Source organism: Shewanella sp. SP2S2-4 (assembly GCF_031932025.1).
GTDB lineage: Bacteria > Pseudomonadota > Gammaproteobacteria > Enterobacterales > Shewanellaceae > Shewanella > Shewanella baltica.
Genome location: NZ_JAUOER010000010.1, coordinates 42910 through 69416 on the forward strand (window position 1 = coordinate 42910; position 26507 = coordinate 69416).

Annotated in this window: 29 protein-coding genes and 1 riboswitch; of the genes, 6 read left to right on the forward strand and 23 right to left on the reverse strand. The window is 45.8% G+C overall.

Features of this window, described 5'->3' with window-relative positions:
* Positions 1–100: 100 nt before the first annotated feature.
* The 17 genes from Q4Q54_RS09915 to hinT form a co-directional block, all read right to left on the reverse strand.
* Positions 101–496, reverse strand: coding sequence for a hypothetical protein (locus Q4Q54_RS09915; RefSeq protein WP_311988357.1), 396 nt, complete (start codon positions 494–496; stop codon positions 101–103).
* Between the two features lie 314 nt (positions 497–810).
* Complete coding sequence (locus Q4Q54_RS09920; protein WP_311988358.1) at positions 811–1215, reverse strand: hypothetical protein; 405 nt, start codon at positions 1213–1215, stop codon at positions 811–813.
* Between the two features lie 32 nt (positions 1216–1247).
* Positions 1248–1712: a GNAT family N-acetyltransferase gene (locus tag Q4Q54_RS09925; protein WP_311988359.1), complete on the reverse strand. Its 465-nt coding sequence runs from the start codon at positions 1710–1712 to the stop codon at positions 1248–1250.
* Positions 1713–1731: 19 nt separating this feature from the next.
* A complete protein-coding gene (locus tag Q4Q54_RS09930; RefSeq protein WP_006081316.1) occupies positions 1732–2337 on the reverse strand; it encodes a GNAT family N-acetyltransferase in 606 nt (201 codons plus the stop codon).
* A gap of 414 nt (positions 2338–2751) precedes the next feature.
* Positions 2752–3375 (reverse strand): 2OG-Fe(II) oxygenase, encoded by a 624-nt coding sequence (locus Q4Q54_RS09935; RefSeq protein WP_259215718.1) that lies wholly within the window; start codon positions 3373–3375, stop codon positions 2752–2754.
* A 188-nt stretch (positions 3376–3563) separates the two neighbouring features.
* On the reverse strand, positions 3564–4067 hold the full coding sequence (locus Q4Q54_RS09940) for a GNAT family N-acetyltransferase (protein ID WP_311988360.1): 504 nt from the start codon (positions 4065–4067) through the stop codon (positions 3564–3566).
* Positions 4068–4122: 55 nt separating this feature from the next.
* Entirely contained in the window at positions 4123–4671 is a 549-nt protein-coding gene (locus Q4Q54_RS09945; protein WP_011846586.1) for an NAD(P)H nitroreductase, read from the reverse strand.
* A gap of 136 nt (positions 4672–4807) precedes the next feature.
* A complete protein-coding gene (locus Q4Q54_RS09950; RefSeq protein WP_311988361.1) occupies positions 4808–5401 on the reverse strand; it encodes a DoxX family protein in 594 nt (197 codons plus the stop codon).
* A 70-nt stretch (positions 5402–5471) separates the two neighbouring features.
* Positions 5472–6344: a DUF6279 family lipoprotein gene (locus Q4Q54_RS09955; RefSeq protein WP_311988362.1), complete on the reverse strand. Its 873-nt coding sequence runs from the start codon at positions 6342–6344 to the stop codon at positions 5472–5474.
* A 146-nt stretch (positions 6345–6490) separates the two neighbouring features.
* A complete protein-coding gene (locus Q4Q54_RS09960; protein WP_311988363.1) occupies positions 6491–7669 on the reverse strand; it encodes a phosphotransferase in 1179 nt (392 codons plus the stop codon).
* Positions 7669–8322, reverse strand: coding sequence for a nicotinamide riboside transporter PnuC (gene pnuC / locus Q4Q54_RS09965; RefSeq protein WP_220592724.1), 654 nt, complete (start codon positions 8320–8322; stop codon positions 7669–7671). The genes Q4Q54_RS09960 and pnuC overlap by 1 nt, the downstream gene beginning before the upstream one ends.
* 46 nt (positions 8323–8368) lie before the next feature.
* Positions 8369–8629, reverse strand: a complete 261-nt coding sequence (locus tag Q4Q54_RS09970; protein ID WP_028760297.1) for a hypothetical protein — start codon at positions 8627–8629, stop codon at positions 8369–8371.
* A 106-nt stretch (positions 8630–8735) separates the two neighbouring features.
* Positions 8736–10970, reverse strand: coding sequence for a TonB-dependent receptor domain-containing protein (locus tag Q4Q54_RS09975; protein WP_311988364.1), 2235 nt, complete (start codon positions 10968–10970; stop codon positions 8736–8738).
* Positions 10971–11024: 54 nt separating this feature from the next.
* Positions 11025–11150: riboswitch (TPP riboswitch) on the reverse strand.
* A gap of 92 nt (positions 11151–11242) precedes the next feature.
* Positions 11243–11638, reverse strand: coding sequence for a YcfL family protein (locus Q4Q54_RS09980; RefSeq protein ID WP_311988365.1), 396 nt, complete (start codon positions 11636–11638; stop codon positions 11243–11245).
* A 141-nt stretch (positions 11639–11779) separates the two neighbouring features.
* Positions 11780–12277, reverse strand: a complete 498-nt coding sequence (locus tag Q4Q54_RS09985) for a PaaI family thioesterase (protein ID WP_006086342.1) — start codon at positions 12275–12277, stop codon at positions 11780–11782.
* Complete coding sequence (locus Q4Q54_RS09990) at positions 12264–12791, reverse strand: PaaI family thioesterase (protein WP_006081304.1); 528 nt, start codon at positions 12789–12791, stop codon at positions 12264–12266. The genes Q4Q54_RS09985 and Q4Q54_RS09990 overlap by 14 nt, the downstream gene beginning before the upstream one ends.
* Positions 12788–13144: a purine nucleoside phosphoramidase gene (hinT, locus tag Q4Q54_RS09995; protein ID WP_311988366.1), complete on the reverse strand. Its 357-nt coding sequence runs from the start codon at positions 13142–13144 to the stop codon at positions 12788–12790. The genes Q4Q54_RS09990 and hinT overlap by 4 nt, the downstream gene beginning before the upstream one ends.
* Positions 13145–13551: 407 nt before the next feature.
* On the opposite strand from hinT, the gene Q4Q54_RS10000 reads away from it, so the two are divergent.
* Positions 13552–15318 carry a PDZ domain-containing protein gene (locus Q4Q54_RS10000; protein WP_311988367.1) on the forward strand — a complete coding sequence of 589 codons (1767 nt, stop codon included), beginning with the start codon at positions 13552–13554 and terminating at the stop codon, positions 15316–15318.
* A 169-nt stretch (positions 15319–15487) separates the two neighbouring features.
* Here Q4Q54_RS10000 and Q4Q54_RS10005 read toward each other — a convergent pair whose 3' ends face one another.
* Positions 15488–16123 (reverse strand): LuxR C-terminal-related transcriptional regulator, encoded by a 636-nt coding sequence (locus tag Q4Q54_RS10005; RefSeq protein WP_006081301.1) that lies wholly within the window; start codon positions 16121–16123, stop codon positions 15488–15490.
* A 297-nt stretch (positions 16124–16420) separates the two neighbouring features.
* On the opposite strand from Q4Q54_RS10005, the gene Q4Q54_RS10010 reads away from it, so the two are divergent.
* Complete coding sequence (locus tag Q4Q54_RS10010) at positions 16421–17167, forward strand: cytochrome b/b6 domain-containing protein (protein WP_311988368.1); 747 nt, start codon at positions 16421–16423, stop codon at positions 17165–17167.
* 93 nt (positions 17168–17260) lie between these two features.
* On the opposite strand, the gene cctA is transcribed toward Q4Q54_RS10010, so the two are convergent.
* The 3 genes from cctA to Q4Q54_RS10025 all read right to left on the reverse strand — a co-directional run bounded on the left by cctA (position 17261) and on the right by Q4Q54_RS10025 (position 19665).
* On the reverse strand, positions 17261–17611 hold the full coding sequence (cctA, locus tag Q4Q54_RS10015) for a tetraheme c-type cytochrome CctA (protein WP_006081299.1): 351 nt from the start codon (positions 17609–17611) through the stop codon (positions 17261–17263).
* A 517-nt stretch (positions 17612–18128) separates the two neighbouring features.
* Positions 18129–19211, reverse strand: coding sequence for an AI-2E family transporter (locus Q4Q54_RS10020; protein ID WP_311988369.1), 1083 nt, complete (start codon positions 19209–19211; stop codon positions 18129–18131).
* A 220-nt stretch (positions 19212–19431) separates the two neighbouring features.
* Positions 19432–19665 carry a sulfurtransferase TusA family protein gene (locus tag Q4Q54_RS10025; RefSeq protein WP_106650271.1) on the reverse strand — a complete coding sequence of 78 codons (234 nt, stop codon included), beginning with the start codon at positions 19663–19665 and terminating at the stop codon, positions 19432–19434.
* A 112-nt stretch (positions 19666–19777) separates the two neighbouring features.
* Here Q4Q54_RS10025 and Q4Q54_RS10030 point away from each other — a divergent pair, with 112 nt between their 5' ends.
* The 4 genes from Q4Q54_RS10030 (at position 19778) to Q4Q54_RS10045 (ending at position 24405) form a co-directional block, all read left to right on the forward strand.
* Positions 19778–21247: a M48 family metalloprotease gene (locus tag Q4Q54_RS10030; RefSeq protein WP_311988370.1), complete on the forward strand. Its 1470-nt coding sequence runs from the start codon at positions 19778–19780 to the stop codon at positions 21245–21247.
* 128 nt (positions 21248–21375) lie between these two features.
* Positions 21376–21726 carry an arsenate reductase (glutaredoxin) gene (gene arsC, locus Q4Q54_RS10035; RefSeq protein WP_006086336.1) on the forward strand — a complete coding sequence of 117 codons (351 nt, stop codon included), beginning with the start codon at positions 21376–21378 and terminating at the stop codon, positions 21724–21726.
* A 51-nt stretch (positions 21727–21777) separates the two neighbouring features.
* Positions 21778–22152 carry a DUF2069 domain-containing protein gene (locus Q4Q54_RS10040; protein ID WP_311988371.1) on the forward strand — a complete coding sequence of 125 codons (375 nt, stop codon included), beginning with the start codon at positions 21778–21780 and terminating at the stop codon, positions 22150–22152.
* A 297-nt stretch (positions 22153–22449) separates the two neighbouring features.
* Entirely contained in the window at positions 22450–24405 is a 1956-nt protein-coding gene (locus Q4Q54_RS10045; RefSeq protein WP_311988372.1) for a hypothetical protein, read from the forward strand.
* A 153-nt stretch (positions 24406–24558) separates the two neighbouring features.
* Here the strand turns inward: Q4Q54_RS10045 and hda are convergent, their stop codons facing one another.
* Together hda and Q4Q54_RS10055 are read right to left on the reverse strand one after the other, a co-directional pair.
* Positions 24559–25269, reverse strand: a complete 711-nt coding sequence (gene hda, locus Q4Q54_RS10050) for a DnaA inactivator Hda (protein WP_006081292.1) — start codon at positions 25267–25269, stop codon at positions 24559–24561.
* Between the two features lie 67 nt (positions 25270–25336).
* Complete coding sequence (locus tag Q4Q54_RS10055; protein ID WP_311988374.1) at positions 25337–26428, reverse strand: DUF2066 domain-containing protein; 1092 nt, start codon at positions 26426–26428, stop codon at positions 25337–25339.
* Positions 26429–26507 lie beyond the last annotated feature (79 nt).

The window sequence follows — 26507 nt, forward strand, 5'->3', positions numbered from 1 at the left end:
AGCCGTTAACGCTTTAAGCGCGATAACTATCCAAGAGCGAGGATTTATCTAAGCGCGACGATTATTTAAGCGCTATGACTATCCAAGTGCGATCAGCGATTTAGGCGACGGACAAGAGTGGTCCCAACATAGCCAAAGTGCCGATCAACAAGAAAATTAAGGCTTGCACTATGATCATCTGGCCACTATTTGGCGGGCTCAAAGTGGCAATATAAAACTGCCAAATCGCGAAGATCCCGTAATTCATCCCAAGAAATAACAATAAGCTAAAGGCATACATGCCTGGGATCACCTTAAGTGCGCAGGCTAAAAGTACCGCAGTTGAGGCCACAAAAAACACTGACTGGCAGTGAAATAAACAGCGCAACATTTGCTTGCTCTGCTGGGACACATTTGCTTTTAACAACGGCGCCAATAGAACATGTTTACCATAGATTAAATGGTATCCACAGACTCCAGCACTCAAGACAGTCGCTGCCATTAATGTTAAAACCATACTGCTCCTAGTTAGTGCTCATATTTGATGGTGTTTGCAAATCAATGCGTAAACAAAACGAGAATCGCAACCCTGGCAATAAGACCCTAAAAACCCCGTTTGAGTTTCAGCTTAACAAAAATAACCTAGCTGGCTAAGAATCATTGAGTCAACCGGACCGCAACCAACACACAAGCCTGATAAAATGAACTCGCGCAGCCCAGTGCTAAGTTCTTAGCGCAAAAAGGAGCCCTTAGGCTCCCTTAGTTCACATGTTTAAAATTACAATGCTTAAAATCACATGCTTAAAAACCTGTGCTGACTAAAACCTGCGACTACATAGTCGCCATAGTCCAATAATCTAAACGCTTTTGCGGATCGGCTAATAGGTTTTTACATTCTTCTTTATATTTACCCATTAACGTACCTAAGTTACTTGAGCCACCTAAGCTTTCGATTTGACGCGCTTTAGCAGCGGCAACCGCTTGAGTCACCTCAGCTTCAGAGCTGTATTTCTTAGCTAAATTCTCAGACTCAATTTTAGAGCTTTTTAAACGCTCACCCACGGCCTGCATTTGCGGTGCATTCATCGCCCCAATGGCTTCTGAGCTAATTTGATAGTAAGCGGCACATTCAATGGCTTCTTTACTAAACGCTTTTTCTGCTTCATCAGCCCAAACTGCAGTACTGGCACTCAATACTAAACCACCTAATACTAACGTTTTTACCTGAGTTAACATGTTACTTTTCCTTTTAATCGCCATAAATAAACCTACTCAAGCCCTCGGTGGATCTCAAGCTCGTAGATATAAAAATCTTGGTTACGCACAAAGCCCAAGCCTTCATACAAGCCCTGTGCGCGCTGGTTTTTTTGCTGTGTTTCTAACATCAAATAACTCATATTATGCGCCTTGGCATAACTGGCGGCCTGCTGAACTAGCGCTCGCCCAATACCGACACATCGAGCATGTTGAGTCACATACACATCATTGAGGATCAACATTTGAGCCATACGCAACGATGAAAAGCTGGGATACAGTTGCACAAAGCCTAATCCAAGCCCTTGATTATCTTTGGCAATAAATATCACCGATGACTGATCTAACAATCTTGCATGAATAAACTGCTCCGCGGCCGCTACATCATCCCTGCGCCCATAAAACTGTCGGTACTCATTGAATAACACTGCAACCTCATGGGCATGAGTCACATCTGCTCGAGTTATAATGCTTGCCATGGGCCTTTCCTTTTTATCGTTAGAGTGTTGGCGGTCGTTGTCGCAATCGAAATTGCAGACTGTTTTTCACCGCTGGCCACTCAGCATCAATAATGGAATACACCACAGTATCGCGAATTGTGCCGTCTTTAAGAATTTTGTGATTACGCAACACACCATCTTGCTTAGCACCCAGTCTCGCAATAGCTTGTCTGGAGGCTTGGTTATGCCAGTGAGTTCGAAACTCAACAGCAATGGCATCTAAGGTTTCAAAGGCAAAGGTCAATAGCAATAGCTTAGCTTCGGTATTAATCCCTGTGCGCTGGGCACGTTTTGCATACCAAGTGTAGCCAATTTCAAGGCGACGATTTTCAGACTCCCAGTTGCAAATGCGCGTGCAGCCGACAATTTCACCGCTCACTCTATCCCGCACTGCAAAGGGAAAACTCTGACCCCGCGCTTTTTCTTCGAGGGCTTTAGTCACATAGGACTTCACCTCGGCGGGTTCTGGCACACTAGTAAACCACAAACGCCAAAGTTGACCATCTGTCACAGCTAAACTCAATGCCGCCACATGGGACAGAGATAAGGGCTCAAGCACAATATGCTCACCCGTTAAACAACCTAAGTTATCTTCACAGCCCACAGTCTCGCCTCCGTTAGATGATAGAAAAGTGTGTTGTTGCGCACATTTTTATCTAGCCTAACATTAAACGAGAATAAAAAAATACCCTATTTTCAGCATGATTGGACAAATTTATCCCATTGTCGGCGGCTTAGATTACCTAAAGCTTAAGAGTGTCAAAAAATTTGAAAAAATGAGTAGAAGGCAGTTAAAACAGATTGGGATAAATACTGCAGCGGAAGAATAAGTCACGAAATGGCCAATCAATATCCGAGAAATAGCCAATGACATTGCGCAGTCGTGATTGGTGATTAGTGATGACGATGACCAAAAGCGGCAATCAAGAGCAAAAACACCTAAAGCTGTGGGGCATTTAGGTGTTTGATATCAGTAGAAGTTAAAAACTAAAGTTAGAACCATAGTTAAAAGCTAAAGTTAAAAGCCATGCACGCTGTTACTGACCCTAAACCAACCCGCAATGCTATTACGCTGGGCCAAGGTTTTAGTCACTTCATGGGGAAAGCGCTCACTGAGGAAAATCACAAAATGACCCATTTTAGGTGCGATGCGTTCAATCTCAATGTCAGCTTCATCATAGATAATCAACTCGCCACAATCTGCCGCTTTCCAGTCAGGATTTAAGAAAAACACTGTGGTTAGGATGCGATTTTGACTGCCTTTTAGCGCATCGACATGCTTTTTATAGAATGCCCCAGGCTGATATACTGCATAGTGGCTTTCATAATCGAATAACCCCATAAATAAGCGACGATTCAAGCCATTTTTGAGTTGCGTCATCAGCTCAAGATATTGGGCATCAGGCTCGTTGTGCTCTTCTAGCCACTGTATTCTGTCGCGGCGAATGTCGGGATTTAATTGCTGCTCAGCGCCACGACCAATGGACGCAGCTTTTAGTTCATGTGCTTGCGTCGATTGAATTTTTTCCAATAGCACTTGGCTAATATTGTTAGGAACTAAGTCAGATAAAAAGATATAGCCTTTGTCTACCAAGGCATCAGCGATCACGTCCAGCATTGCTTCACTTAATTGCGAAACCATTATGCTACATCCAATAAAAGGGCTACGCTTTTGCTGTACTCAAGGGCTCAAGGAGGGATTAAGTGAGCCTGATTTTCGAGGGGCGTCAATAAGAGATATGATTGCCATATCTCGACAGTAAATTTTGCGGAATTTTAGAGTAAAGAACGCCGAATTACAATAAAATAAAAACTCATATAAACAATAGGTTATAACTCGCTAAACAGTTCAACAGGCTCATCATCTGGGCTGAGCTGTAAACACTGCTCAAACTGTAATCCAAGTTTGTTCAGCAATGCCTTTGAAGCGCCATTATGGGCACTCACAATCGCGACAATGCGCTCAATACCTAAACTTTTGCCTAGGTCAAAAGCGGCTTTCGCGGCTTCGAATGCATAACCCTTACCCCAATATTGCGGCAAAAATGCATAACCTATGTCGACATTATCAAGCGTCGGCCGCTTGATTAAACCGCAGATACCAATAGTGAACCCATTCTCTGTGAGCACGACGGCGTAAAAGCCAAAACCACACTCGGCATAACTTTTCATCGGTCCATTGAGGATATAATCCTTGGCCTGCACAAGCGTGCGTACTCCTCGGTCGCCAATATTCTCAATAAAGCCTTGGCTATTGAGCAAGACTAACATAAATGAAGCATCGGCTGGGGTTAACTGCCGCAGGATTAATCGAGGAGTACGCGCCACTTGCATAGGATTTCTCCACTAGAAATAGACAATGTTTATAAAAAAATAGCTATAAGCTTTTTCATAAATAACGGACGTATTGGCTGCCGTCCTTTTGCGGTTTTTGGGGTGCCACAACCGCTGGCGTACCGACATACAAAAAGCCGACGATTTGATCGTGTGGCTCAAGGCCTAAGGCGGCATTCACATTGGCATCGAAGGCAAAATCCCCTGTGCGCCATACTGCGCCAATACCTAAGGCAAAAGCCGCTTGTTGCATCGCCATCGTTGCGCAGCCCGCTGCAATTTGTTGTTCAAGTACTGGCACTTTAGGATGTTGCTGCGTTTTCGCCACCACGGTAATCACCATAGGCGCACGCATTGGCATGCCCTTAGCTTTATTAACGAAATCCTCATCGGCGCCACTCGCTTTAGCCGCCTCAACAAAGATATCGGCTAAGGTGTTTAACCCTTGGTCAGTGGCAATAATAAATTCCCATGGGGCTAAGGCACCATGATCTGGCACACGAATGGCGGCATCTAAGATGATTTTTAATTGACTCGCATCGGGAGCGGGAGCGATTAATCGCGGGGTCGATTGACGGGTGAGCAAAAGTTCAATAGCGTCCAAGTTCTTATCCTAGTTCGATATAAATTGCGTTCAAGCATAGCAAATTGCAGGCAAAGAGGCATAAAAAAATCCCACCGCATGGGTGGGATTTAACGCTTTGATTAATCTTGAAAATCGAGGGCTCTTTATAAAAGGCTTACTTAACCCCGCAGCGCTTAGCGATAAAATAATCAAGGCTAGTGTAACGACCGGCGCCTAAGGTAAAGAGTGCCAACAACATAATGAAATAAGTGGCCGCAAACTCAATACCATTATTAAGCACTGCTAAGTTACCTGAGCTGGTCAGCCAGTCGTAATTACCGTGCTCCTGCAATATTTCTTTGGCTTTTGCCAGTTTATCCCCAGCCTCAAGCACTCTGTCGTTGGCTAGCCAAGAACTGCCATCGGCAATCGCTAACCAGCCATTTGGCCAATGCACAGTAAATGCAGCCACCAACATAGTGACCATCAAAGGGATAGAAATCAGCCGCGTCGCAAGCCCAAGCAGTAATAATATAGCGCCAAAGAACTCGGTTCCCGCCGCCAATCCTGCCATTACCGCCGGCATTGGCAGGCCTAAACCCCAATCGGGATTGGCAAACCAAGCAACCGTATCGTCAAAGTGGGCGAGCTTGTTATAGCCCGCTTGCATCAACACGGGCGCAAGGTAAATCCTGAGGGCTAATGGCGCTACGCCATCGAAATAGCGACTCATATTGAGCAATTTTTGGTAAAGGGATGCAAGTGGCATAGTGTTTCTCTTTGACTAATTTATTGGCTTGCAGGAATAGACCCTAGCAAGCCAATAAATCTTTCATGCCCTAGGCTTTTTTTGCACTTGCCTCTTTTTCAATGGCTTCTTGATTAAGCTCGGTGAGATCTTGAATGAGCCCACCCAACTTTTTATAAAAATGTTTCGATTGCTTCTCCGACAAACTCGTGTTCATCGCTAGCAGTAAGGTCCCAAATGCCTCAGTATTTTTGCGTAAAAACACTTTATGTTGCTCGGACTTAAGCTCATCGGGCTGCGTCATCAACAGGGTCAAACGCTCAGTTAATAGCGCTTTGTCGGCGCGCTGCCCAAGGGCAACCTCAAACTGACGTAACCATTCGTGGCGGTATTCGAGCCACATATCTAAGGTGGATAAACGCTGTTGATTATACTGATGAATAAGCTCTTTTTGTTCTGCACTCACACTGCCAAGCCAGTCATCAAATTGCTCTTGAAGGTTTTCGTCGGCCTCTTTTTGTAACTGCGTTGGAGTTTTGCCGGCAAACTCTTTGACGAGCTCCTGCTCATCTTCCCGTAATTTGGCGAGGATTTGCTTCACCTGTTCATCGGACAAGGACATGATGATGGGCAGTAATTCTGGCAAAGCAAACTCAAACAAACGAAACCAATGCCGCTTAGCAATCTCCACATGCTCAGCCCATAAAACTGGCGTTAAGGTATTGGTTTTGATGAGGCTTTCGACTTCGGTTAGTTGCACCACATAGTGGGACAATTCTTTGGATTGGTGCCACAGGACAAATTTTTCAATGAGGGCGTCAAATGCCTTTTGCTGCGGTTTATCTAAGGTAACGTAGTCCTCTTGCTCCCAACCGATAGCCCAATCGAGGAAATGGTAACTGAATTTAGTGGAACAGGCGCTTAAGCCTAAGAGACACACAAGTAGCATCACGCCTTTTTTCATACTGAATCATCCATCCAAGAACTGTTGCTAATATGACGCTTGAGCCTATATAAAGTGGCCTCTTATATCAAACAAGTTTGTCTAATAAAGGTTTTTAATATGTTAATACTTTGCCTGCTTTAAATCGCCAATCGTGCCGCTAATCGTTATGATGCTTGGGTGATGAGCGGCCAAAAACAATCAAACCATGCGAGATAGTCGGCGCTGCGACTGGTCTCAGTTTGCGCCGCCATCAATAATGCCCAGTAGCAAGCAAATACCCAGTACATGTCAATGGCGGCAGGTACGGCCGCTACGGCGTGGGGCGTGACATAGGGATGATCACTCAGATACTGCGTCACTAACTCGTTTTGCTGTGCAGGCGTTAACGCATGGGTCGCTAACACTACAGCTAACTCACACAGGGGATGCGACGCCGTCGCATACTCAAAATCAATACAATACAAACGGTTGTTTTTGAGTAACAGATTGTGGGGATTAAGATCGCGATGGCAAAACTGCGGCTTAATTAAACAAGCCGCTAAGTCATCACACCAATGTCTGATGTCGATTTGGATGTTAAGCAACTTAGCGACTCGCTCACTCCAATCGTGCGTGAGCGCAAGAGATGCCTGATAGGCAAGCATCTGCTGGTGATATTCCTGCCATTGCTCTGTGATACTGATGGCATAAGGACCTGTGGGCAGTTCCCGCAATTGCAGCAATAATTCCAGCAGTAAGCGCGCAGCTGAGTTGGGATGCTTATCTTGCTGTATTGGTATCAGACTAAGCTCATGATTTAAATAAGCTTGTTGTGAATAGCCGTGATGTAAAATGCCCAAAGACGACTGCTCCAGCACAAAATCAGCGGCACTGGTTTGGCGCTCTAAGGCAGGCCAATGGATTAAGCGTTTACGTTGAAAGCGTTCGCTATCAATCACATTGTGTTCAATTGCCGCACACTCTGCAGCGCTCGCTACTGCACTTTCGATAAGGTCACTCTCAATAAAGTCACTCGCAATAAGGTCACTCTCAATAAAATCACTGAGGTAGTAGCGCTCATCTTCACTCACCCACAGCAGTGCTGGGGCAAGTTTAGCTTGGGCGAGTTGTTGCCAGTAAAAACGCTCCTGCTGGCGGGTGCAAAAACTGTCCGCCGCATCGGCATTGACCCGCAGCACATAACTGCCTGCAGGCGTAGTGATCTTATAATTATGATTACTCAAGCCGCCCGAAAGCTCGCAAAGACTTAGTACTTGCTCCAGCCCAGCTCGTTTGAGTATGGGCAAGAGTGCGTTGAATGATTCGCCCGCTGAGTATGGCTTAGCAGCGTTTACATCGAGCATTAACTGAGTAACTTCAAGGCATTGGCCTCACGGGCGTCGGCTAATGCAGTGCGCCAAAGGAAATACCCTACTACTGCAAGCCCTACATATAGTACAAATAATAGCGAGGTCAGCATCAAACCTTTGCTGAGATAAAGGTAAATCGACACTATGTCGATAACGACCCAGTAGAGCCAATTCTCAAGTACTTTCTTCGCCACTAAATAGGTCGTCATCACAGCAAAACAGGTCGTGGCCGCATCTAAATAGGGGAACGCGGCTTGGGTATACATCGCCATGCCGTGCCCGACAAAAAGCGAAATAACGCCTGTCACCGCGATCAACTTCAAGTGGGTTTTCAACGACCAAGTGGTCACTTTGACCCCTTGATGTTTATCGCCGCCTTGGGTCCAGAGCCAATATCCATAGAGCGCCATCGCCATATAATAGATATTCAGCACTGACTCCATCAGTAACGACACTTTCCAAAACAACACAGTGTAAATGGCGGTACTGGCAAAGGCCGCCGCCCAGCACCAGACGCTCGCCTTCATTGCCAGCAGTAGATATGCCATGGCCAGCAATACCGCTAAGGCTTCCCATGCGGTCATCACATGGACTTCACCAAAGGCCGCATTCATACTCTCGACCAAGGTTAACCATAAATCTGTCATTGTGTTGTTCTCACTGCCGATTTATCGCGTATGTGACGCTAAAACATTATTCGCTGTGGGCTAAATTCAGCTCACCACCGATAAACTTACACACAAATACTGCCTTGCCCCACTTCTCATGGGCAGCTTGCATCTCGGTCGCCAGCATAGTCATCACATCTAAATAATCGCCGCACACTTGGGTTGCCATCGCATTGGTCACGCGCTCGATATTAGGATAGCTATCCACGCGACCAATGAACCACTTTATCGGATCGAGGTAGTTCTCATTGAAGGGATACATGCTAATTTCTGCGGTCAGTTTCATCTTAATTCCTTAAATTTGAGAGAAGCTATAGCCCTTACACCGGACTACAGCTTAGTCATAAGTTAACTCAAATGGCTCATAGTGACCTGAGCCATTATATGAGCTTTTACATAAACTTAACGTTAAAGGTGACGCCAATCTGACGCGGATCACCGTAACGAATATATTGCTTTTCTGCCCAGCCATTATCTGGCTCGTTACCGAAGTAGAAACCGCGCACACCGTATTCTTCATTGAACAAATTACGGCCCCATAAATAAGCCGACCATGCACTCGCCTCATAACCCACGCGGGCATTGACGATAGTGTAGGGTTCAGAACGGGATTCATTGCTGTCTGAATAGTAAAACTCGCTCTTACCGCTTAAGTTTAGGTTAGCAAACCAACCCGAATTGGCACGATAAGTCCCACCAAGGCTGTATGTAAAGTGTGGTGAATGGGCCAGATCGCGGCCAGTTAAATCCACCTCAGTGCCATATTTGTCCTGATACTGATAATCGCCGTAGGCGGTTTCTAACCAACCTAAGCTTGAGTAAATTTGTAGATTATCCGTGGCATACCAGGTCGCATCTAACTCAGCACCATAGTTATTAGAACTGCCTGCGTTTTCGGTGAACAAAATAAAACGCTGCGGTTTATCAGGGTCTTGCTGGGATGCCGCCACCTGTTGATCTTGTCTGTCCATATAGAACAGCGCCAGATTAGTATCGATTAGCCCCGCTAGCCAATGGGATTTAAGGCCGATTTCATAGTTATAAAGCGTCTCAGTACTGAACTCTTTTTTATCGTTCAGTTCGACAGGCAAAGTCATGTTAAAACCGCCCGCCTTGTAACCGCGCGCGACACGGACATATGCGTTGTGTGAGTCATTCAGCACTTTACTCACTGCAATATGCCCACCCCACATGGTTTCGCTCGGGTCGAAATTATCGTTATTCGTATCTGAGTAATGGCTATTGCGGCGCTCTAAACGTAAACCCACAGATAAGGCATAATCTGAGCCCAGATCCGTATCGAGCTGACCAAACAAGGCATAGTTCGTCGCTTCATACTCAGAGTCTAAGACTTCATCCGGCCAAGCATTGTACTCAGAATACAATTGGTTATCTTCTTTCAGATTCATGCCGTACACACCAAGCAACCAATCCGTACTGTCCGCAAAGATTCGGCCCAGCTCGGTAGAACTTAAGCGAAACTCTTGCGACACAGTTTTACGTTGGCCCGTTTTATCCCAAAAATAATCATATTGGCACGGCGCCAGATTGCCATCGTCATCACTGCATTGCTTAGAAGCCCAATACTCTGGGTTCGACCAATCGCCATCGTAACTGTAATGGTGATCGGTATTCGCAAAGGACGTTAACGAGGTCAGCTCAAAGGTTTCGGCGCCAGAATAGGTCGCTTTAAAGCCTGCGCCTGTGGTGCGCTGGCTATCGACACCCGGTTGATCCGATGTCGTCTGGGTCGGTGAATTGGTTAAACTCCACACATCATAGCCATTATCAAAATCGGCGTGCAGCACAGTTAAATCAAACTGCAAATCGTCAGTCGCATACCAGCGCAGCTTAGCGCGGCCGCTGAACTCATCGCGGCCATTGGTATCGTCACGACCTAAATAGAGGTTGTCGTGGTAACCATTTTGTTGATGTTGCTGCAGTGACACGCGATAAAGCAGCTTGCCAGAATCCGTTAATGGGCCTGAACTGAAACCGCTAAACGTGCGTAAATTATCATCACCTAACGAGACTTCTGCACCATGTTCAAACACATCGGTGGGGTCGTTACTTTTCAGATAAATCAGTCCCGCTAAGGCATTCGCGCCATAACGTGTGCCCTGTGGTCCACGTAGCACTTCGACCTGTTGTAGATCGTACATGCTCGACACCATACCAATACCGGATAAATCGATATCATCAATGATGTAACCCACAGAAGAATTAGGTGCGCCTTGGTATTGCTCTTGCTCACCTACGCCGCGAATTTGAAAATATTTTGGCCGCGAACTTCCACCTGACCAGTTAAAGTTAGCAATAGAATTAAGCAGATCTTCAAAGTGCTGCGCGCTTTCATCTTGAATTTTTTGACTGTCGATAACGGTAATACTGGAAGGCATTTTTTCTAAGCTTGAACTGCGAAAATCCGCCGTCACTACCATGACTTCCATCTCAGTGCTGGGATCGGGTTTATCAATAGCATCGGTTTGTGCAAATGCAGAAGTGCTCAGCGCGGTAGCAATGGCTAACGCCAGCGGCGCTCGGGTTAAAAACAAGCTGGGTGTGATGGTTGAAAACGGGGAATGGCGTTTTGACGTGTTACTGTTTAGCGTTTTACTGTTTAACATAGGACCTCAAATACATAGTTTGAGATCCGGCAACGAATAAGCGATTCAGAAGTGTGCTGTTGATTGGCCCATTCCTACGCCGGTATTAGCCGGATCAGGTTCTAAGGGTTCGTCAACTGACATCTCAGTTTGCAGTAATTAACGTAAATTCATTGGCTGCAAACACCCCTTGGCGACGCCTAGTATACATGAGTAATAGGATGGGATGACACATTTACGTCATAAAATGAAAAATGCCAGCATAGCTGGCATTCTCAGGGCGAACTTCAGGCTTAATTCGAAAAGGTTTCGCGCACGTACACATCAAATTTAACCGCTTGGGAATTGGGCGCCACGGCGGCGACTTGCAATTGTTGCTTGCCATGCAACTTGACCGATTTCCAGCTCGTCGCTTCATCTTCGATAGTAAAGCCGCTGGCGTCGTACCAAGTGAATTTATACTGCACACGCATGTCAGTTGATGATTTGCTGACAATCAGCGCAGAGCCCTGCACTAAATCGCCGACTCGGCGTGCATCCACACTTTCAACCGCTATATCTCGGGCAAAACTGGTATTATCGATACGGGTTTCACCGAGCGAACTCACTGAAATACCTGCGGTATGTGAGGCACAAGCGCCTAAGGTCAGCGCCGCGGTCAATAATAGTCCTGTATAAATTTGTTTCATCTCTTTCTCCCAGTCACGCGACAAAATGCGCGGCCAGCGCGCATCATTTCCCATTAAACGACAAGCTAATCGAACTGTGCTGAACTTATGCTTAACAAGACAGACTTAATCATCACTCAAACATCTGCTCAATAAAACGAGTTAATCAATCAGAAAGTGCGCCCGTGCCGTAGCGATGAGCTGCTTACGATTGGTTTGCCAACAATCGATATTCACGTTGGCCACTCGTCGCCCCTGACGGGTAATACGACATTCAGCAAAGCTATCTTTATGCAGGCCTGCACGTAAATAGTCGATGGAAAAATCGACCACTTTAGGCACTTTGGCAGTTTGCATAAAGACCATCAACTGCACTATCGCTGACATCTCCATAAAACCTGCAATGACGCCGCCATGGATAGCGGGCAACACAGGATTACCGATATTGTCGTCCTTAGCAGGCAGTTTAAAAATCAGTTCATCACCAAAACGTTCCACCTTCATACCAATAAATTTGGCATAGGGAACGTGCTCAAGTAAATGACCAAAATCGTTAAGCTCAGTGGCGCGCTTAACAATGCCTTGCACATCGATAGGTGCTTTTACTTGGGCGTGTTGAGTGGCACTGGCGGTGCCAAGTTCCGAATTATTTGCGCTCATCAGTGTCTCCTATTTCAGGCACGGCTTCACCCATCAGCGCTTGTCTAAAGGCATCACCCACCATTTCTGGACTGATCCGCATAAAGGAACCAACAGCATGGGCAATAGGATCATCTATGCTGTCTTGATAAGCAATCGCGCGGGTAAAGGCAATGTTGGAAGACAATTTGTAGCATTCCGCAAACCCAAACACAGGTTTATGGGGCTGAGCGGGCTTCATATAATCCACCCGCAAATCGAGCGTAGGTGAGATTTCTAACAATTTGAATTTATGGAAAATTGCACTGACCACTGCACTTCCACAGGCGGTATCCATTAAAGTAGTAATGACTCCGCCATGGATAACGCCCGTATCGGGATAACCAATTAATTCAGTGCTGTAGGGCAACTCAATCAACACATGGTGCTCACTCGCCTCCAGTACGGTTAAACCGAGACGACGACACTGAGCGAGTTGATCCACAAACCGCTGCGCCATTTGGGTCAGCGGGAAAAAATCCGAATTGACCTTCATTGGCCTTGACTCAACATGGGCCCCAGAGGCTCCCCGCCCACAAGGTGGAAATGAATGTGATAGACTTCTTGTCCACCGTGTTGATTGCAGTTCATTATCAGTCGGTAGCCATCTTTAGCGATACCCGCTTCCGCCGCCAATTTAGCGGCAACTGTCATCATGCGGCCAAGCACCGGCTCATCAGAGGCTTTCATGTCGTTCGCCGTTGGGATCAAATGATTTGGCACAATCAAGAAGTGCGTTGGCGCCTTAGGGGAAATGTCTCTAAAGGCAGTCACAAGTTCATCTTGATACAGAATATCCGCGGGAATTTCGCGACGAATAATTTTGCTGAAAATCGTTTCTTCGGCCATGGGGCGTCCTCCTTGGGTTAGTTGGCATAGTATATACCCAAACAACTTGAAGATGCATGATTCAGCTGGAGTTTAACGCACTTTAGGCAAGGCGGTTATTTGCGGACCTAGTGGGCTAAGTTAAAAATAACCAACAAAGCATAAAGTGCGTTAAAACCCGCCGGGACGGAGCGTCTAGGGCACTCCACTCCCGTGTTGCATCAATTCAAAAGGTGGCCGACATTCTGTCATTGATGCGCCTTGAATTGAAGCACCCTAGGCGCTCTGAACTCGTATCTTCAGGTTGCTTGGGTATATTGACAATTCAACGCTTTGTGTCTGTAGATATTTTTGCTTTTCATTTGCCAGTTGCAGGCATTTTTGGCAGCATGGCCACCATTAAAATACTCAGGTTTTGCAGGATAAATATGATCCATTACCAGATAATCCCCGTCGATCCGAAAGCCCATTTATTCACTGTCACTATGACATTATCCCAACCCAAGCCAGTGCAAGTCTTTAGCCTACCCGCTTGGCTGCCTGGCAGTTATATGGTGCGCGACTTTGCTAAAAATATTATTGAACTCAAGGCACAAGATGCTAATGGCCAAACGCTCAAGCTCAGCCAACTAGATAAGCAAACTTGGTCGGTTGACAATAATAGCAGCGAAATTATTCTGACTTATCAAGTGTATGCTTGGGATCTGTCGGTGCGTACCGCGCATTTGGACACGACCCACGGCTTCTTTAACGGCAGTAGCGTGTTTCTATCCGCCCACGGTTTTGAACAACAAACCCACACTGTCACTATGTTACCGCCCTCTGAGTCCACATTAAGTGATTGGCGCGTCGCTACCAGCATGACCCGCATCAGTGGTGACGACTTTGCCTTCGGCCAATTTAGTGCCACAAGCTATGACGAGCTCATCGATCATCCAGTGGAAATGGGCTTATTTACTTTAGCTAGTTTCGATGCCTGCGGCGTCCAACACGATATCGTCCTCAATGGCCGTCACCGCGCTTGCATGCCAAGACTCTGCCAAGACTTGAAAGCCATTTGTGAGTATCAGATCAACCTTTTTGGTACGCCTGCGCTGTTTAAACGTTACTTGTTTATGACCACAGTATTAGACAATGGCTTTGGCGGGTTAGAACACAGAGCATCTACCGCATTGATGTGTTCACGCAAGGACTTACCGCTGTCGCTCAATGCGCCAATCAATAACGACTATCGCACTTATTTATCCCTGTGCAGCCACGAGTATTTCCACAGCTGGAACGTGAAGCGTATTAAGCCAGAGTGCTTTTTACCCTATAAACTTGAGGCTGAAACCTATACGCCGCAGCTATGGGCCTATGAAGGCATCACCTCCTATTATGATGACTTCCTTACCTATCGCGCCGGGTTGGTAGATGAACAAAGTTATTTAGATATGCTGAGTGAAACCTTCACCCGCGTTTATCGCAGCCAAGGACGCTTTAAACAAAGCGTTAAGGACTCGAGCTTTAATGCATGGACTAAGTTCTATAAGCAGGATGAAAACGCGCAAAACGCTATCATCAGTTATTACACCAAAGGCGCGCTGTTTGCGCTGTACTTAGATTTAACCCTGCGCCATGAAACCCAAGGCAAATACAATCTCGACCATGTGATGCAGATCCTGTGGCAGGAATATGCCCTGCAAAATAAAGGCACGACTGACAGCTGCCACCAAGCGATTGTCGAGCGACTCCTTGGCCGTGATTGCCACGATTTATTTACCTACTTAGATAACACCGACGATATTCCACTGGCTCCACTACTCGCCGAATTTGGTGTCGAGTTTAACCTTCGAGCCAGCCAAGGTCCGCAGGATGTGGGCGGCGGGCAACTAAAAGGCTATGACATTGCCTTTGGCGCGAAAACTCAAGTGGCGCCGATGGGATTGAAAGTGGTGACCGTTACCCAAGGCAGCCCTGCCCACCTTGCGGGATTAAGTGCGGGGGATGTGTTAATTGCCGCCGATAACTTGCAAGTCAGCGCGCAATTTGAGGCGCAGCTACAGCAATATCCGCTAGGTGAATCCTTGAATTTACATTGGTTTAGACGGGATGAATTGATGACGGGTGAATTGATGATAACTGCCGCGCCAAAGGACACTGTCGCCCTAGCAATTAGTGACAGAACTAAACTCGCGGCTTGGTTAGGACGTTAATTTAACGTTTTAATTCGATTGATTTTAAGACAAACAAAAGGGGCAAAAGCCCCTTTTATCATTTCTGAGATAACACTTAACTTAGGTACTAATCTCTAAACGCACACATCTATGTCTAGAACAGTATTCCCTTGCCAAATTAGTGTCTTCTATCAGTGCTAATACAGATTTAAACCACCACATCGTGCAAATAGGTTTGCGCCCACGCGATCGCTTGACCACGGCTCGACACACCGATCTTACGGAATACTCGGTACAAATGGGTTTTTATCGTGCTTTCACTGACAAACAGCTGATTAGCAATATCTAAGTTAGTACTACCCGTTAAGAGGGCTTGTAATACTTCTCGCTCACGAATCGTCAGCGGCTCAGTATCTTCGAACAAACCAAAGTCATCGTTTACCCCATTGACAAGTTGAATTGGTATCACCCTATGGCCTCGTAAAATATTCGAGAATCCTAGGCTAATCTCAGTTAAACCCGCATCGAGATAAAACACCCCTGCGGTCGTGGCCGCTTGCATTAAAAAACGTGCATCGACTTGTTTAGGGAATTGTAAATAGACGACTCGTACACTTGGTTGTTCACGGGCAAGTAAACGCTGAAATTGATGGGCTTTTTGAAGATCAACAGTTGCTAAATCAATCACTACCATGGAGGCATGATTATCCTTGATTTGTTCACACATCTCATCAGGGCTGACTTGCGTCAACTTAACGAGAAACTCCTGTGGCCAACGTCCTGCTAGCAATTCCATTAATACTTGCGATCGTGACACTACAATCCAATGTAATATTTTGAACATCCTGCTCACTCCCTGTCTGATTAACGATTATTCACTTTGAGAACCTAAAATCCTCTCAATACAACTTCAACATCCGTTCAATAGACTTCCAAGTCTACCGTGGTGACGATATTAGCATTAGATAAAACAGATTAAAAAGACTTACGTGAAAAATATTTACCGTACGCAAATCAAAAACTTCTAACACTTTCGTTGAATCCACTATCAATCAGAAGTCTTAATTGAAACTGAAAAAAATTACTGAAACTTTTAGATAAAAGCGTAAGATTATATCAACACAAAAAATAAGGAAATTCCATGTCCAGCAGTAAACCCACCGCGCTTGAAGTCAAATCCTACCCTGTATGGGACAAACCGACTCGATTATTCCATTGGATAAATGTCATTCTCGTGCTCGCACTCATCTTAGTGGGTGGCATCATGATGTATCGCACTGAGTTGGGCATCACTGAGTTAACCGGCAAAATTGGCTTAAAAACTTTACACGTATGCATAGGATATGCGTTTGCAATCAACCTCATCATTCGCCTTGTGTGGGGTTTTGTCGGTAACAAATATGCGCGTTTCAGCCATATGTTTCCCAATGCCAATAGCAAAAATGAGTTAATGACCTACAAGTCAGAACTGGCCGCGGGTAAAAATCCGCAGTATTTAGGCCATAATCCTAAAGGCAAATTTGCTGTCCTCGGCATTATGCTGCTGTTAGTCACTATCATGATAACTGGGCTTTTACGTGCAGGAACAGATATTTACTACCCGCCGTTAGGTAGTGCAGTACAAAGCTATCTGGCCGATACCAATGTCGACCCAGCAAGCTTAAAACCCTATGATGCCACTGGGGTGAATACTGAGAAAGCGGCTGCGCTTAAACCGCTGAAGGGACTAGCCGGTGAAGTTCACGTTTATGCGGTTTATCTACTTTTGCTACTGATTTTACTGCATGTATTCGCTGTGGTTTATACCGAAGTTAAACGTCAACCTGGGATTATTTCAGCCATGTTCTCAGGTAAGAAGATCATCCAAGGCCAACCAAAAGACGAGTAATTGATTCATTTACTGATAAAAATAACGCCAACATTTGCTGGCGTTATTTATGTAGACTTGAAGGCAGATGCCAACGCTTCTAACATTTTTTGATTATTTTTTCAGAATCGTCGCTGGTGTGCGGCCATCATCATGGCAACTTTCACAGGTCGGTTTTTCACCTACATTCATATCATGCACCGCATGACAATCTGCACAGACTAAATTGCCGTCATGTGGTTTATGCACAGCGTCCATCTCAGCAAGAGAACCGTGACAGCTTTGACACTGTTCAAATTCAAAGGCACCATCCGCAGAAGGTGTACCATCTTTATGACAGCTTTCACAACCACCCGACTCAGCGTGGAAATCAGACAATTTTTGATCTGCAGCAAATGCGGTTGGCGACAGCGCTAACGCTGCGAGACTAGCCCCGAAAAGCGCACTTAATAGTTTTTTGCTCACAATAGTATCCTCCAATGGCGATTGTCAGTGGAAATTCTTGTCAGGGTGACTTCCATCTCGCAACCAAAAGTAAATAGCACGACTCAATATAACTTAGCTAAGGATGAACGAATAAGCAAACCCATGCTAAGCCCCCCAACTTTATCAACATACTCAAGGGTAAAATGTGCGCTGCATCATGTAACCACATGCTTATATAAGAGTTTTACATATGCCTAACCTAGAGGCTACATAATGTAAATCCCCAAAGCGACTAAGGACAAAATAAAAAGCCTGAATTAGACAATATGGGCTCTATTCAAGGGACTTGAAGACAAATGACAAACCCGAAGGCAATAACGCTAAACAGGAAATATAGCGAGTGATTGATGAATATGTGTAATGGAGACGAAACATGGCGCCTTATATGGTGCCTAAATGTGGCGCCTGAACGCCCTACTCGTCTCAGGCACTGAGTTCCATGACAGAACTCAATGCTCACAAGGACAAGCTCAGCAAACCGTTCAGCGAGTCGTCATCAACTCGCATCGAGTCCCTGAAGAGTCTCAACCTCAGTTTTAGGCCAAGCGTTAATCACGGCTTTAACCAAGGAAGCCAATGGAATGGCAAAGAATACCCCCCACACGCCCCATAAACCACCAAAGACTAATACCGCGGCTATGATTATCACTGGATGCAAATCCACCGCATCGGAGAACAAAATCGGCACGAGTAAATTACCGTCGAGCGCCTGAATAATGCCGTAACCCAACATCAAATAGCCGAATTCAGAACTAAAACCCCACTGAAAAAATGCCACTAAGGTGATCGGCAAGGTGACTAAGGTTGCGCCAACATAGGGGATCAATACCGACAAGCCAGTCAACACCCCGAGCAACATTGAATACCTCAGCCCCATTAAGGCAAACAAAATATAGCTCGCGACACCAACCACCACGATTTCAATCACTTTGCCACGAATGTAATTGAAAATTTGCTGATGCATTTCAAACCACACTTTGCGGGCTAATTGACGATTAGCAGGGAAAAAACGCTTACTGCCGCTGATCAGCTGGTCTTTATCCTTTAAAAAGAAAAACACCAACAGAGGCACTAAAATCGCGTATACCATCAAGACGAGTAATGACGCTGAATAGCCAATTAATTGCTTAGCAATATCCAGTATATGCTGAGTATCGAGCAGTTTTTTAAGCTCTGCAACCATCAAATCTAATTGCTCAGGATTGATAAATTGCGGGTATTGGTTGATCAAGGTTTGTAGCGTCAGCAGCCCTTTATCTATCATGCTCGGCAAATCAGCAATTAAGCTCACGCCTTGACGCCACACACTCGGAATTAAGCCAAATGTCAGTAAGACCACAATGCCCAAAAACAACACGATAACTAAGGACGCACCAGCGGTGCGATTAATGCCTAATTTCAGCATTTGCGCCACGGGCCATTCCAATAAAAATGCCAACACCAGCGCGACTAATAAGGGGGCAAGTAAACCTGCGGCAAAATAAATCACTAACGCGAACCCAACAAGAATAGCCATTAAGGTCACCGCTTGTGGATCACTAAAGCGCTCTTGATACCAACGAGAAAAAACAGTAAACATGGATCATTCCAATAGTGATGGTTGGCTAGGCTTCCCAAACGCTCAGGAAAGTTTATTTATCATGGTGTTATCTACGACGTTATCAAACTACTTCCACTTCAACTTGTTAGCAGAACGGAAATCTTACGCTCAGCTAGCAAACTCATTTTGTGAACTTATCTAGCGTGCACATTAAATTAGGCCACGACTCGGAAAGGATTTAAACATGAAAATCCTCAATTTATCCCTGAGATAGATCAACTTTGGTGACCATCAAGGCTAACAGACTCACATCATTACGCAACTCTTGCACGACATGACCTTGTTTTTTTAAATATTGGGGAACATCTCGCCGCGAACCTGAGTCTGAGAGTAAGATATGCAATTGCTCGCCGTCTCGCATTGGCTTCAATGCAAGTTTCACTTTAACTAAAGGTACAGGACAGCGAAATAGCGTTAAATCAATAAAAATCATAATGAACTTGCTATAGACGAACTTGGGCTATTATCCTAAGTTGCACCTCAAACTACAAGCTAAGTGCAGTATCTCTGCCTTTAGTTGAGATAATTAGAAATAAAGGATCCGCTTGCGTAACTTGACTTTTTTGACTCGATTAAAACCTTTTGTTGCAGGCGCATTCTCTTTGATGCTGCTAACCTTAGCCGCCAAAAGCTTTGCTAACAATGACTTACCGGATTTAGGTACGGCCGCAGTTAACACCTTCAGCCTTGAAAAAGAAATGGTTTACGGTGATGCCTATATGCGCATCATTCGCTCCTCAGCGCCGATGTTAAATGATCCTGTGTTGAGTCAGTACCTTACTGAACTTGGCAACAAACTGGTCGCCCATGCCACTGGTGTAAAAACGCCCTTCTATTTCTTCTTGTTACAAAATGATGAAATCAACGCCTTCGCCTTCTTCGGCGGCCATGTTGCCGTACACACAGGCTTATTTCTCAATGCCGATAACGAAAGCGAACTCGCCTCAGTACTCGGTCACGAAATTACCCACGTTACCCAACGTCACCTTGCGCGTTCGCTCGAAGCACAACAAAAGAGCAATCCTGCGACAATTGCGGGTTTACTCGGCGCCATTTTATTAACCATTGCCGTACCACAAGCCGGTATGGCTGCACTGGCGACGACCCAAGCGATGGCAACACAATCAAAAATCAACTATACCCGTTTGCACGAGAAAGAAGCCGACCGCATCGGTATGCAAATTTTGGTGGATGCAGGCTTTGATCCCAACGCTGCAGCGGATTTCTTTGGCAAGTTAGCCACTCGTTACCGCTTTACCACCACGCCGCCACAAATGCTGCTAACTCACCCATTACCAGAGTCGCGGATCACTGAAGCCCGTAACCGCGCCGAGCAATATCCTAAGCGTTATATTCCCGATAACCTGAACTTCCAGCTGGCGAAAGCCCGTATTCAAGTCCGTTTTTCCAGTTATAGCGACGAAGCGGTTTTGAGCATGTTTGACAAGCAACTAAACAAACAGACCTACAGCTTTAAAGAGGCGGCGCTCTATGGCAAAGCGCTGGCGTTATTTAGATTGAAGAAGTTTGATGAGTCGGAAAAAATCATCGATGAACTGTTACAAATTGATGATAACAATCTGTTTTATATTGATACTAAAGCCGACTTATTGACCGAACGTAAGGACTATGCAAAGGCGATTGCTATGCTTGAAGCCCAGCGAAAAATGAAGCCAACATCGCAAGTGATTAACGCCAACTTAGCCAATATTTACATCGAAGCTGACCAAGCCCCTAAGGCTATTCCTTTATTGGAGGACATGATATTCCTCGATAAACAAAATCAGCTGCCCTACCAATTACTGAGCGCTGTTTATAAAAAAACAGGCAATCAGGCATTAGAATATTTTTCTACCGCTGAGCTCATGGCTTTGGGAGCTAATTATAAGGGCGCTATCGATCAGCTTAACTTTGCCTACCGTGCATCTGAAAGTAATCCCTTACAGCTTGCACGTATTGAAGCCCGTATACGCCAGTTCAAAATGGCCGATAAAGAAATGGAAGCACTTAAGTAATCAGTTGTTTTACAAATTGATTTAACTTCATTACCCATTTATACGCCCCGAACACACTGACGGGGCGTTGTTTTTTCTGTTATCATCCGCTCCATTGTTATTTCAGCCCGTATTGAGCCTCTAGCACTATGACCCAAGCGACGATTTACCATAACCCACGTTGTTCAAAAAGCCGTGAAACCTTAGCTCTACTTGAGCAACAAGGTTGCGATATTACCCTAGTGGAATACTTAAAAACGCCGCCTACGGCTGAAGTCATCGGCGATATTCTGGCTAAATTAGGCATCAGTGCTCGCGAATTAATGCGCACCAAGGAAGCGGAATATCAAGCCTTGGAACTTGCCGACACCTCGTTGACGGAGCAGCAATTGATTGAGGCCATGGTGAACACGCCTAAACTCATCGAACGCCCGATTGTGCTCGCCAATCAACGCGCTGCCATCGGCCGTCCTCCAGAGAATGTGCTCGCTATTCTTTAATCCATGATTTTAAAACAAAAATCGCTTTAATTTTAATCGTTAGGTAGACATATGACGTCCAACACCTTATTTACCCTTAGCCGTTTAGGTTACTTCGCGCTCGTTCTGCTATTAGGCGGCTGGTTTGTTGGCCAAGGGATTAGCGGTGAATACACTCTGCTATTTAGCCTATTATGGATAGTGCCATTATTACTACCTGCAAATGGGGTTTTCCAAGGTAATCCATATACTTATGCTTGGGCGAGTTTTGTTCTGTGCCTTTATATGCTGCATGGACTGACACTGCTTTATGTCACTACCGATGCCTTCGCTTTTGCATTAATCGAAGTATTGTTGATTGGTGTACTGCTGATTGCCTTCCCCTTCTACGCTCGGATCCGTGGTCGTGAACTGGGATTAGGCCTGAAGAAAAAGTCTAAAGAATAAGCCATTGCATATTAAGTGATTTCAGTGCCGTCCTGCCTTACTGTGTATGACGGCATTTTTAAATCGCAACGCCAAACTCCGCTAAAGATCTGCGTTCAAATACCCTCTTCATCCTCAGTTCAATGCACAGTTAATCGAACAACTAAATCGCATAAATATTAACACTTAACATACTTGTAGCGACTTTTTGCAACCTAACCCCCGTGCTATAGTCAGTTTCTCATCGTGGAGCCTTGGTATCCCGTGAGTCACAAAAAGTCTAATCGCACTGCTGAGTTAACAAGGGAGAATGCTGTAATGGGGATATCTATACCACTGAAGCTTTTAGGATTAATGGCCTGCTCTAGCCTACTAATGGCGTGCGGAGGCGGTGGAGATAGCAAAACAGATAATGGCGGAGTAACGCCCCCCTCCACCTCACTGCCACGCTGCACAGATAACATTTCGCCGCTCCTTGTTACCACATCATCCTCAATCCGTTTTCAAACTGAACCGACTTATGTGGCAGGCCAATCCAGTGCCATCATTGCCAACATCCTTAATCGCGATAGCCAAAACTTAACCTTTCGCTGGCAGCAAATCGATGGGCCGAACATACAATTAGTCAGTCAAAACAGTCCTGTATTAGCATTCGATGCTCCTACCGCTGGCGACTACCGTTTTAGCTTGCATATGACGGGAAGTAATCTAGATGTCAGCGGAGAAATCGGCATTAATGTCGACCCCGCATCGTCGGCTATACTGAACGTTCGCCAAGATCACCAAGTGGTTGAAGGTAACAATGTCAGCTTAAGGCTCGGACAACAATCAGGATTAAGCGCTGCGAATATCTCTTGGTGCGTGGCGTCTGGCCCAGATTTAATGGTCGATGTAAGCGATCCGTTTAGGCCTTTATTTACCGCGCCAACGGTCGCCCAAGATACAATCACTCGGCTCAAAGTGAACGCCAGTATCAACGGTAATCCACTCAGTGATGATGCTTTTGTGCTAACAACCGCGGCACCGGCGACCAGCTCGCAATATTTCGATACCCCAGTGGCACGCACCCACGCCTATCGTCCAGCCTCACCTTACGCCAATGTGTTAGCGGGCTGTGTTTACTCCAATCAACTTAATGATAGCTGCACTATCAATACCTTACCTTTGATAGGCCAAACCTCAAGCGATCTAAATCGCGAGACTATTCTTAATCGTGTACTGGTTTCCCACGATTGGATGGGCGATAATTTTGCCGCCTTTTTAGCTCAGATGGACCCCAACAGCGATTTTGCTCGCCTGTTACAATCCGTCACGGCCGTAGTGATTAGCTATGATGTGCGCCCTTCCTTCTATTGGGTCGTTACAGGAGCAATTTATCTCGATCCCGACGATTTATGGCTTACGCCAAGCCAGCGCGACACCATTAATGAAGCGCCGGATTACCGCAGTAATTTTGGTGATGATCTTAACTTTTTGATGCCTTGGCGTTATGTGAAAGACAATCAATATGCGTCACTTGGCGTACCTATCACCGTCAGAGCAGACCGCACGTTAGCGCAAATCAATCCCGATCTAGCCTCATTGCTGTATCACGAGCTTGCCCATGCCAATGACTTCTTCCCCCGCAGCGTACATGCCTCACTCACAGGACCAAGACTGCTAGATGATTACAGTCGCCGCAATGCCAACAAGAGCCTGATATCCGATCAAGTCAGCAGCAATTATCCATTAATGAGTGATGAAATGATGGGACTTGCCAATGTCCGTTTCCTCGGCGCAGCGGCGAATAATGTGCAAAAAGCCTATCAACCATCGGATGTGAGCACTTTCTTTTCTACCGATATCGCCAGTGACTTCTATGCCTATTCCAGCACCCGTGAAGACACGGCTATGCTGTTTGAAGAAGCTATGATGAGTTATCGCTATCAAATATTACGTGATGTCGCCGTCACCAATAAACCTGCGGTGTTAACCGCTGATACGCTGATTATTGACTGGGGACAAAGAGGTAGAATTGCACAAGACAGCCTAGAGAATCGCGCTGCACTGGTGATTGATGACATTCTGCCAGAGCTTGATGGCATCAGTCTGATTGAAAGTCTGCCCGAACCGATTGCCATGATCCAAGGTCAAAGCTGGCGTCAAACGCTCGCTATATCACCTACGAATGCACAGCTCAAAGGCCAAAACAATGCTCCAGCACGTGATGCAGAACCACGCTTTGAGCCTGAACTTCGCTTAAGTGGCGACCGTCACCGACATCCTCAGCAATAGAGTGTTTAAGCTTTAAATAAACAAAAAGCCCGTCTGCATTCAGCATGACGGGCTTTTGATTGTTAGGTATTAGGTTTTTTACATTTTCTAGCGTTTACATCGCTCAAGGCTAATTCAAAACCACTCAAACCGTGTCTCTAACCAATCATGCTTTTATAGATGCAGCATCTCTTTGGCAAAGGGAATAGTGAGCTTGCGCTGATGCACTAATGAGGCTTTATCTAACTTATCCAATACATCGAACAAGGTACGTAAATCCCGCGCCATTCGGTTCAACAAAAAACGCCCAACGTCTTCCGGTAATTGCAGACCACGCATAGCGGCGCGGCGTTGCAGAGCGGCAAGCTTTTCATCATCAGCCATAGGTTGTAGTTGATAATTCAACCCCCACTGCATGCGTGAAACGAGATCAGGTAACAGGAAACCCGCGTCCGCAGGTGACGAACTGCCACTGACCACTAAAGCACAATTTTTATGTTCGGCGACGCGGTTGTAGAGATCAAAAATCGCTTCTTCCCAGACGGGGTGACCAGCGATGGCATCGACATCATCGATACAGACTAAATCTAACTGTTCTAGTCCTTCAAGCAATGCGGTCGAAATGCTCGCATGTATGCCTAAGGGAATATAAAAGCTGCGACGCTCAACTTCGTTGGCGTGAGCACAAGCGGCGTGCATTAAATGAGTTCGACCCGATTTAACTGGGCCCCACAAATAAATGGCGGCTTCACCCTGTCCTTCGGCATTGGCTCTCAGTTTTTGAATAAGTTCATCATTACCCGCGGCGGGGTAATAACTATTAAAGGTTTCGTCATCTGGCAAATGCACAGGTAACGAGAGTTGCAGAGGTGAGTTTAAGGGCACTCGGTCTTCTCAATATCAAATAAAAACAATGCCGTGCTTAGCATAACTCAGCACGGCCGATAACATCTTAAGGTAAACGCCATTCATATACAGGCTTGCCTGTTTGGTTAGAGACAGGGCTAAATTCCCCCGCACTCACAGGTGCGACCACAGAAATCCGCGGCTCTAAGCTTAATAAACGTTGTAAATCCGTTTCTGAGCCAAACAAATCTAACGAGAAGATCGCGGTATGGCCTTGAATATGCGTTAACGTGGCATTTTTAATCGCGCTAAGTTGCTTCAAATATTTTTCAACTTCAACTAATTGCGCCATTTTTTGAATATTAACAAAAGTGACACTCGCGCCTTGCTGTGTACCAGTATCGGCAATCGCGTACTTAGTAAAATAGTATTCGCCTAACGCCGCCATCATGGCTTCAATCGCCTGAGTCGAATTTTCAGCAGTGCCGTTGTAGCTGAATAACGGTGGCGTCAAAGAGTCAATGGTGGCCTTAGTATAGAGATTTAAACGATAACGAACTTGACTGCCAGCGGCATCAATCGCCACCAGCGCCAAAAAGTCAGCTTGATAGCGGCCGGAGACACCGGCCACGATATCGGCAAACATACCTTTGATATCGTTAGGGTTAATCCCCATCAACTCATCAAGATCTAAGATAGGCAAAAGTACCGGAATACCACGTGCATCGGAAAAATCACTAAAGAGTTTACGTTCGGCTAACGCAGACGAGTCACCCAATATCACAGTGTCGCCATCACCTGGCATTGCGACCCAAAATAAGGTCAGCGGGCGTTGTGTTCCCCAAACCGGTAATTGCGCCTGACGCAGTAGCGCCACGATGCGACGGTGTTCAAAACTGGCCGTTAACAGTAATTGGCCATTCTGCTCGATATAACCATACTGGCTCAGCAAGGTATCAGGATTACTGAGCTGAGATTGGATCAGACTGTTATCGAGGGATCGCGCCGTGCCAGTGTTCTTGATAATGACTTGCTCAAGTGCACTTTTTAAGGCTTTGTCGCGTTCTGCAACCGCGCGCGAAGACACAGGCACATTGGCCTCATCTAATTTACTCACCTCAACAGCATTGACGCTATTAATCGTGAACAGACAATATAGAAATGCAATTAAGCTCGGCTTCAATAGGAATTTCAGCATCTTTGAGTAGTTGAAGTAACGTCAGATGGGGCAAATTGTACCATAGTTAGCGCCTTAAGCGAGTCTTGGCAAAATTTAG

What these genes read in the sequence shown, in the direction of transcription:
- Q4Q54_RS09915 (WP_311988357.1), bottom strand. Translation starts at nt 496, where the DNA reads ATGGTTTTAACATTAATGGCAGCGACTGTCTTGAGTGCTGGAGTCTGT.
- Q4Q54_RS09920 (WP_311988358.1), bottom strand. Translation starts at nt 1,215, where the DNA reads ATGTTAACTCAGGTAAAAACGTTAGTATTAGGTGGTTTAGTATTGAGT.
- Q4Q54_RS09925 (WP_311988359.1), bottom strand. Translation starts at nt 1,712, where the DNA reads ATGGCAAGCATTATAACTCGAGCAGATGTGACTCATGCCCATGAGGTT.
- Q4Q54_RS09935 (WP_259215718.1), bottom strand. Translation starts at nt 3,375, where the DNA reads ATGGTTTCGCAATTAAGTGAAGCAATGCTGGACGTGATCGCTGATGCC.
- Q4Q54_RS09940 (WP_311988360.1), bottom strand. Translation starts at nt 4,067, where the DNA reads ATGCAAGTGGCGCGTACTCCTCGATTAATCCTGCGGCAGTTAACCCCA.
- Q4Q54_RS09950 (WP_311988361.1), bottom strand. Translation starts at nt 5,401, where the DNA reads ATGCCACTTGCATCCCTTTACCAAAAATTGCTCAATATGAGTCGCTAT.
- Q4Q54_RS09955 (WP_311988362.1), bottom strand. Translation starts at nt 6,344, where the DNA reads ATGAAAAAAGGCGTGATGCTACTTGTGTGTCTCTTAGGCTTAAGCGCC.
- Q4Q54_RS09960 (WP_311988363.1), bottom strand. Translation starts at nt 7,669, where the DNA reads ATGCTCGATGTAAACGCTGCTAAGCCATACTCAGCGGGCGAATCATTC.
- pnuC (WP_220592724.1), bottom strand. Translation starts at nt 8,322, where the DNA reads ATGACAGATTTATGGTTAACCTTGGTCGAGAGTATGAATGCGGCCTTT.
- Q4Q54_RS09970 (WP_028760297.1), bottom strand. Translation starts at nt 8,629, where the DNA reads ATGAAACTGACCGCAGAAATTAGCATGTATCCCTTCAATGAGAACTAC.
- Q4Q54_RS09975 (WP_311988364.1), bottom strand. Translation starts at nt 10,970, where the DNA reads ATGTTAAACAGTAAAACGCTAAACAGTAACACGTCAAAACGCCATTCC.
- Q4Q54_RS09980 (WP_311988365.1), bottom strand. Translation starts at nt 11,638, where the DNA reads ATGAAACAAATTTATACAGGACTATTATTGACCGCGGCGCTGACCTTA.
- Q4Q54_RS09985 (WP_006086342.1), bottom strand. Translation starts at nt 12,277, where the DNA reads ATGAGCGCAAATAATTCGGAACTTGGCACCGCCAGTGCCACTCAACAC.
- Q4Q54_RS09990 (WP_006081304.1), bottom strand. Translation starts at nt 12,791, where the DNA reads ATGAAGGTCAATTCGGATTTTTTCCCGCTGACCCAAATGGCGCAGCGG.
- hinT (WP_311988366.1), bottom strand. Translation starts at nt 13,144, where the DNA reads ATGGCCGAAGAAACGATTTTCAGCAAAATTATTCGTCGCGAAATTCCC.
- Q4Q54_RS10000 (WP_311988367.1), top strand. Translation starts at nt 13,552, where the DNA reads ATGATCCATTACCAGATAATCCCCGTCGATCCGAAAGCCCATTTATTC.
- Q4Q54_RS10005 (WP_006081301.1), bottom strand. Translation starts at nt 16,123, where the DNA reads ATGTTCAAAATATTACATTGGATTGTAGTGTCACGATCGCAAGTATTA.
- Q4Q54_RS10010 (WP_311988368.1), top strand. Translation starts at nt 16,421, where the DNA reads ATGTCCAGCAGTAAACCCACCGCGCTTGAAGTCAAATCCTACCCTGTA.
- Q4Q54_RS10020 (WP_311988369.1), bottom strand. Translation starts at nt 19,211, where the DNA reads ATGTTTACTGTTTTTTCTCGTTGGTATCAAGAGCGCTTTAGTGATCCA.
- Q4Q54_RS10025 (WP_106650271.1), bottom strand. Translation starts at nt 19,665, where the DNA reads ATGATTTTTATTGATTTAACGCTATTTCGCTGTCCTGTACCTTTAGTT.
- arsC (WP_006086336.1), top strand. Translation starts at nt 21,376, where the DNA reads ATGACCCAAGCGACGATTTACCATAACCCACGTTGTTCAAAAAGCCGT.
- Q4Q54_RS10040 (WP_311988371.1), top strand. Translation starts at nt 21,778, where the DNA reads ATGACGTCCAACACCTTATTTACCCTTAGCCGTTTAGGTTACTTCGCG.
- Q4Q54_RS10045 (WP_311988372.1), top strand. Translation starts at nt 22,450, where the DNA reads ATGGGGATATCTATACCACTGAAGCTTTTAGGATTAATGGCCTGCTCT.
- Q4Q54_RS10055 (WP_311988374.1), bottom strand. Translation starts at nt 26,428, where the DNA reads ATGCTGAAATTCCTATTGAAGCCGAGCTTAATTGCATTTCTATATTGT.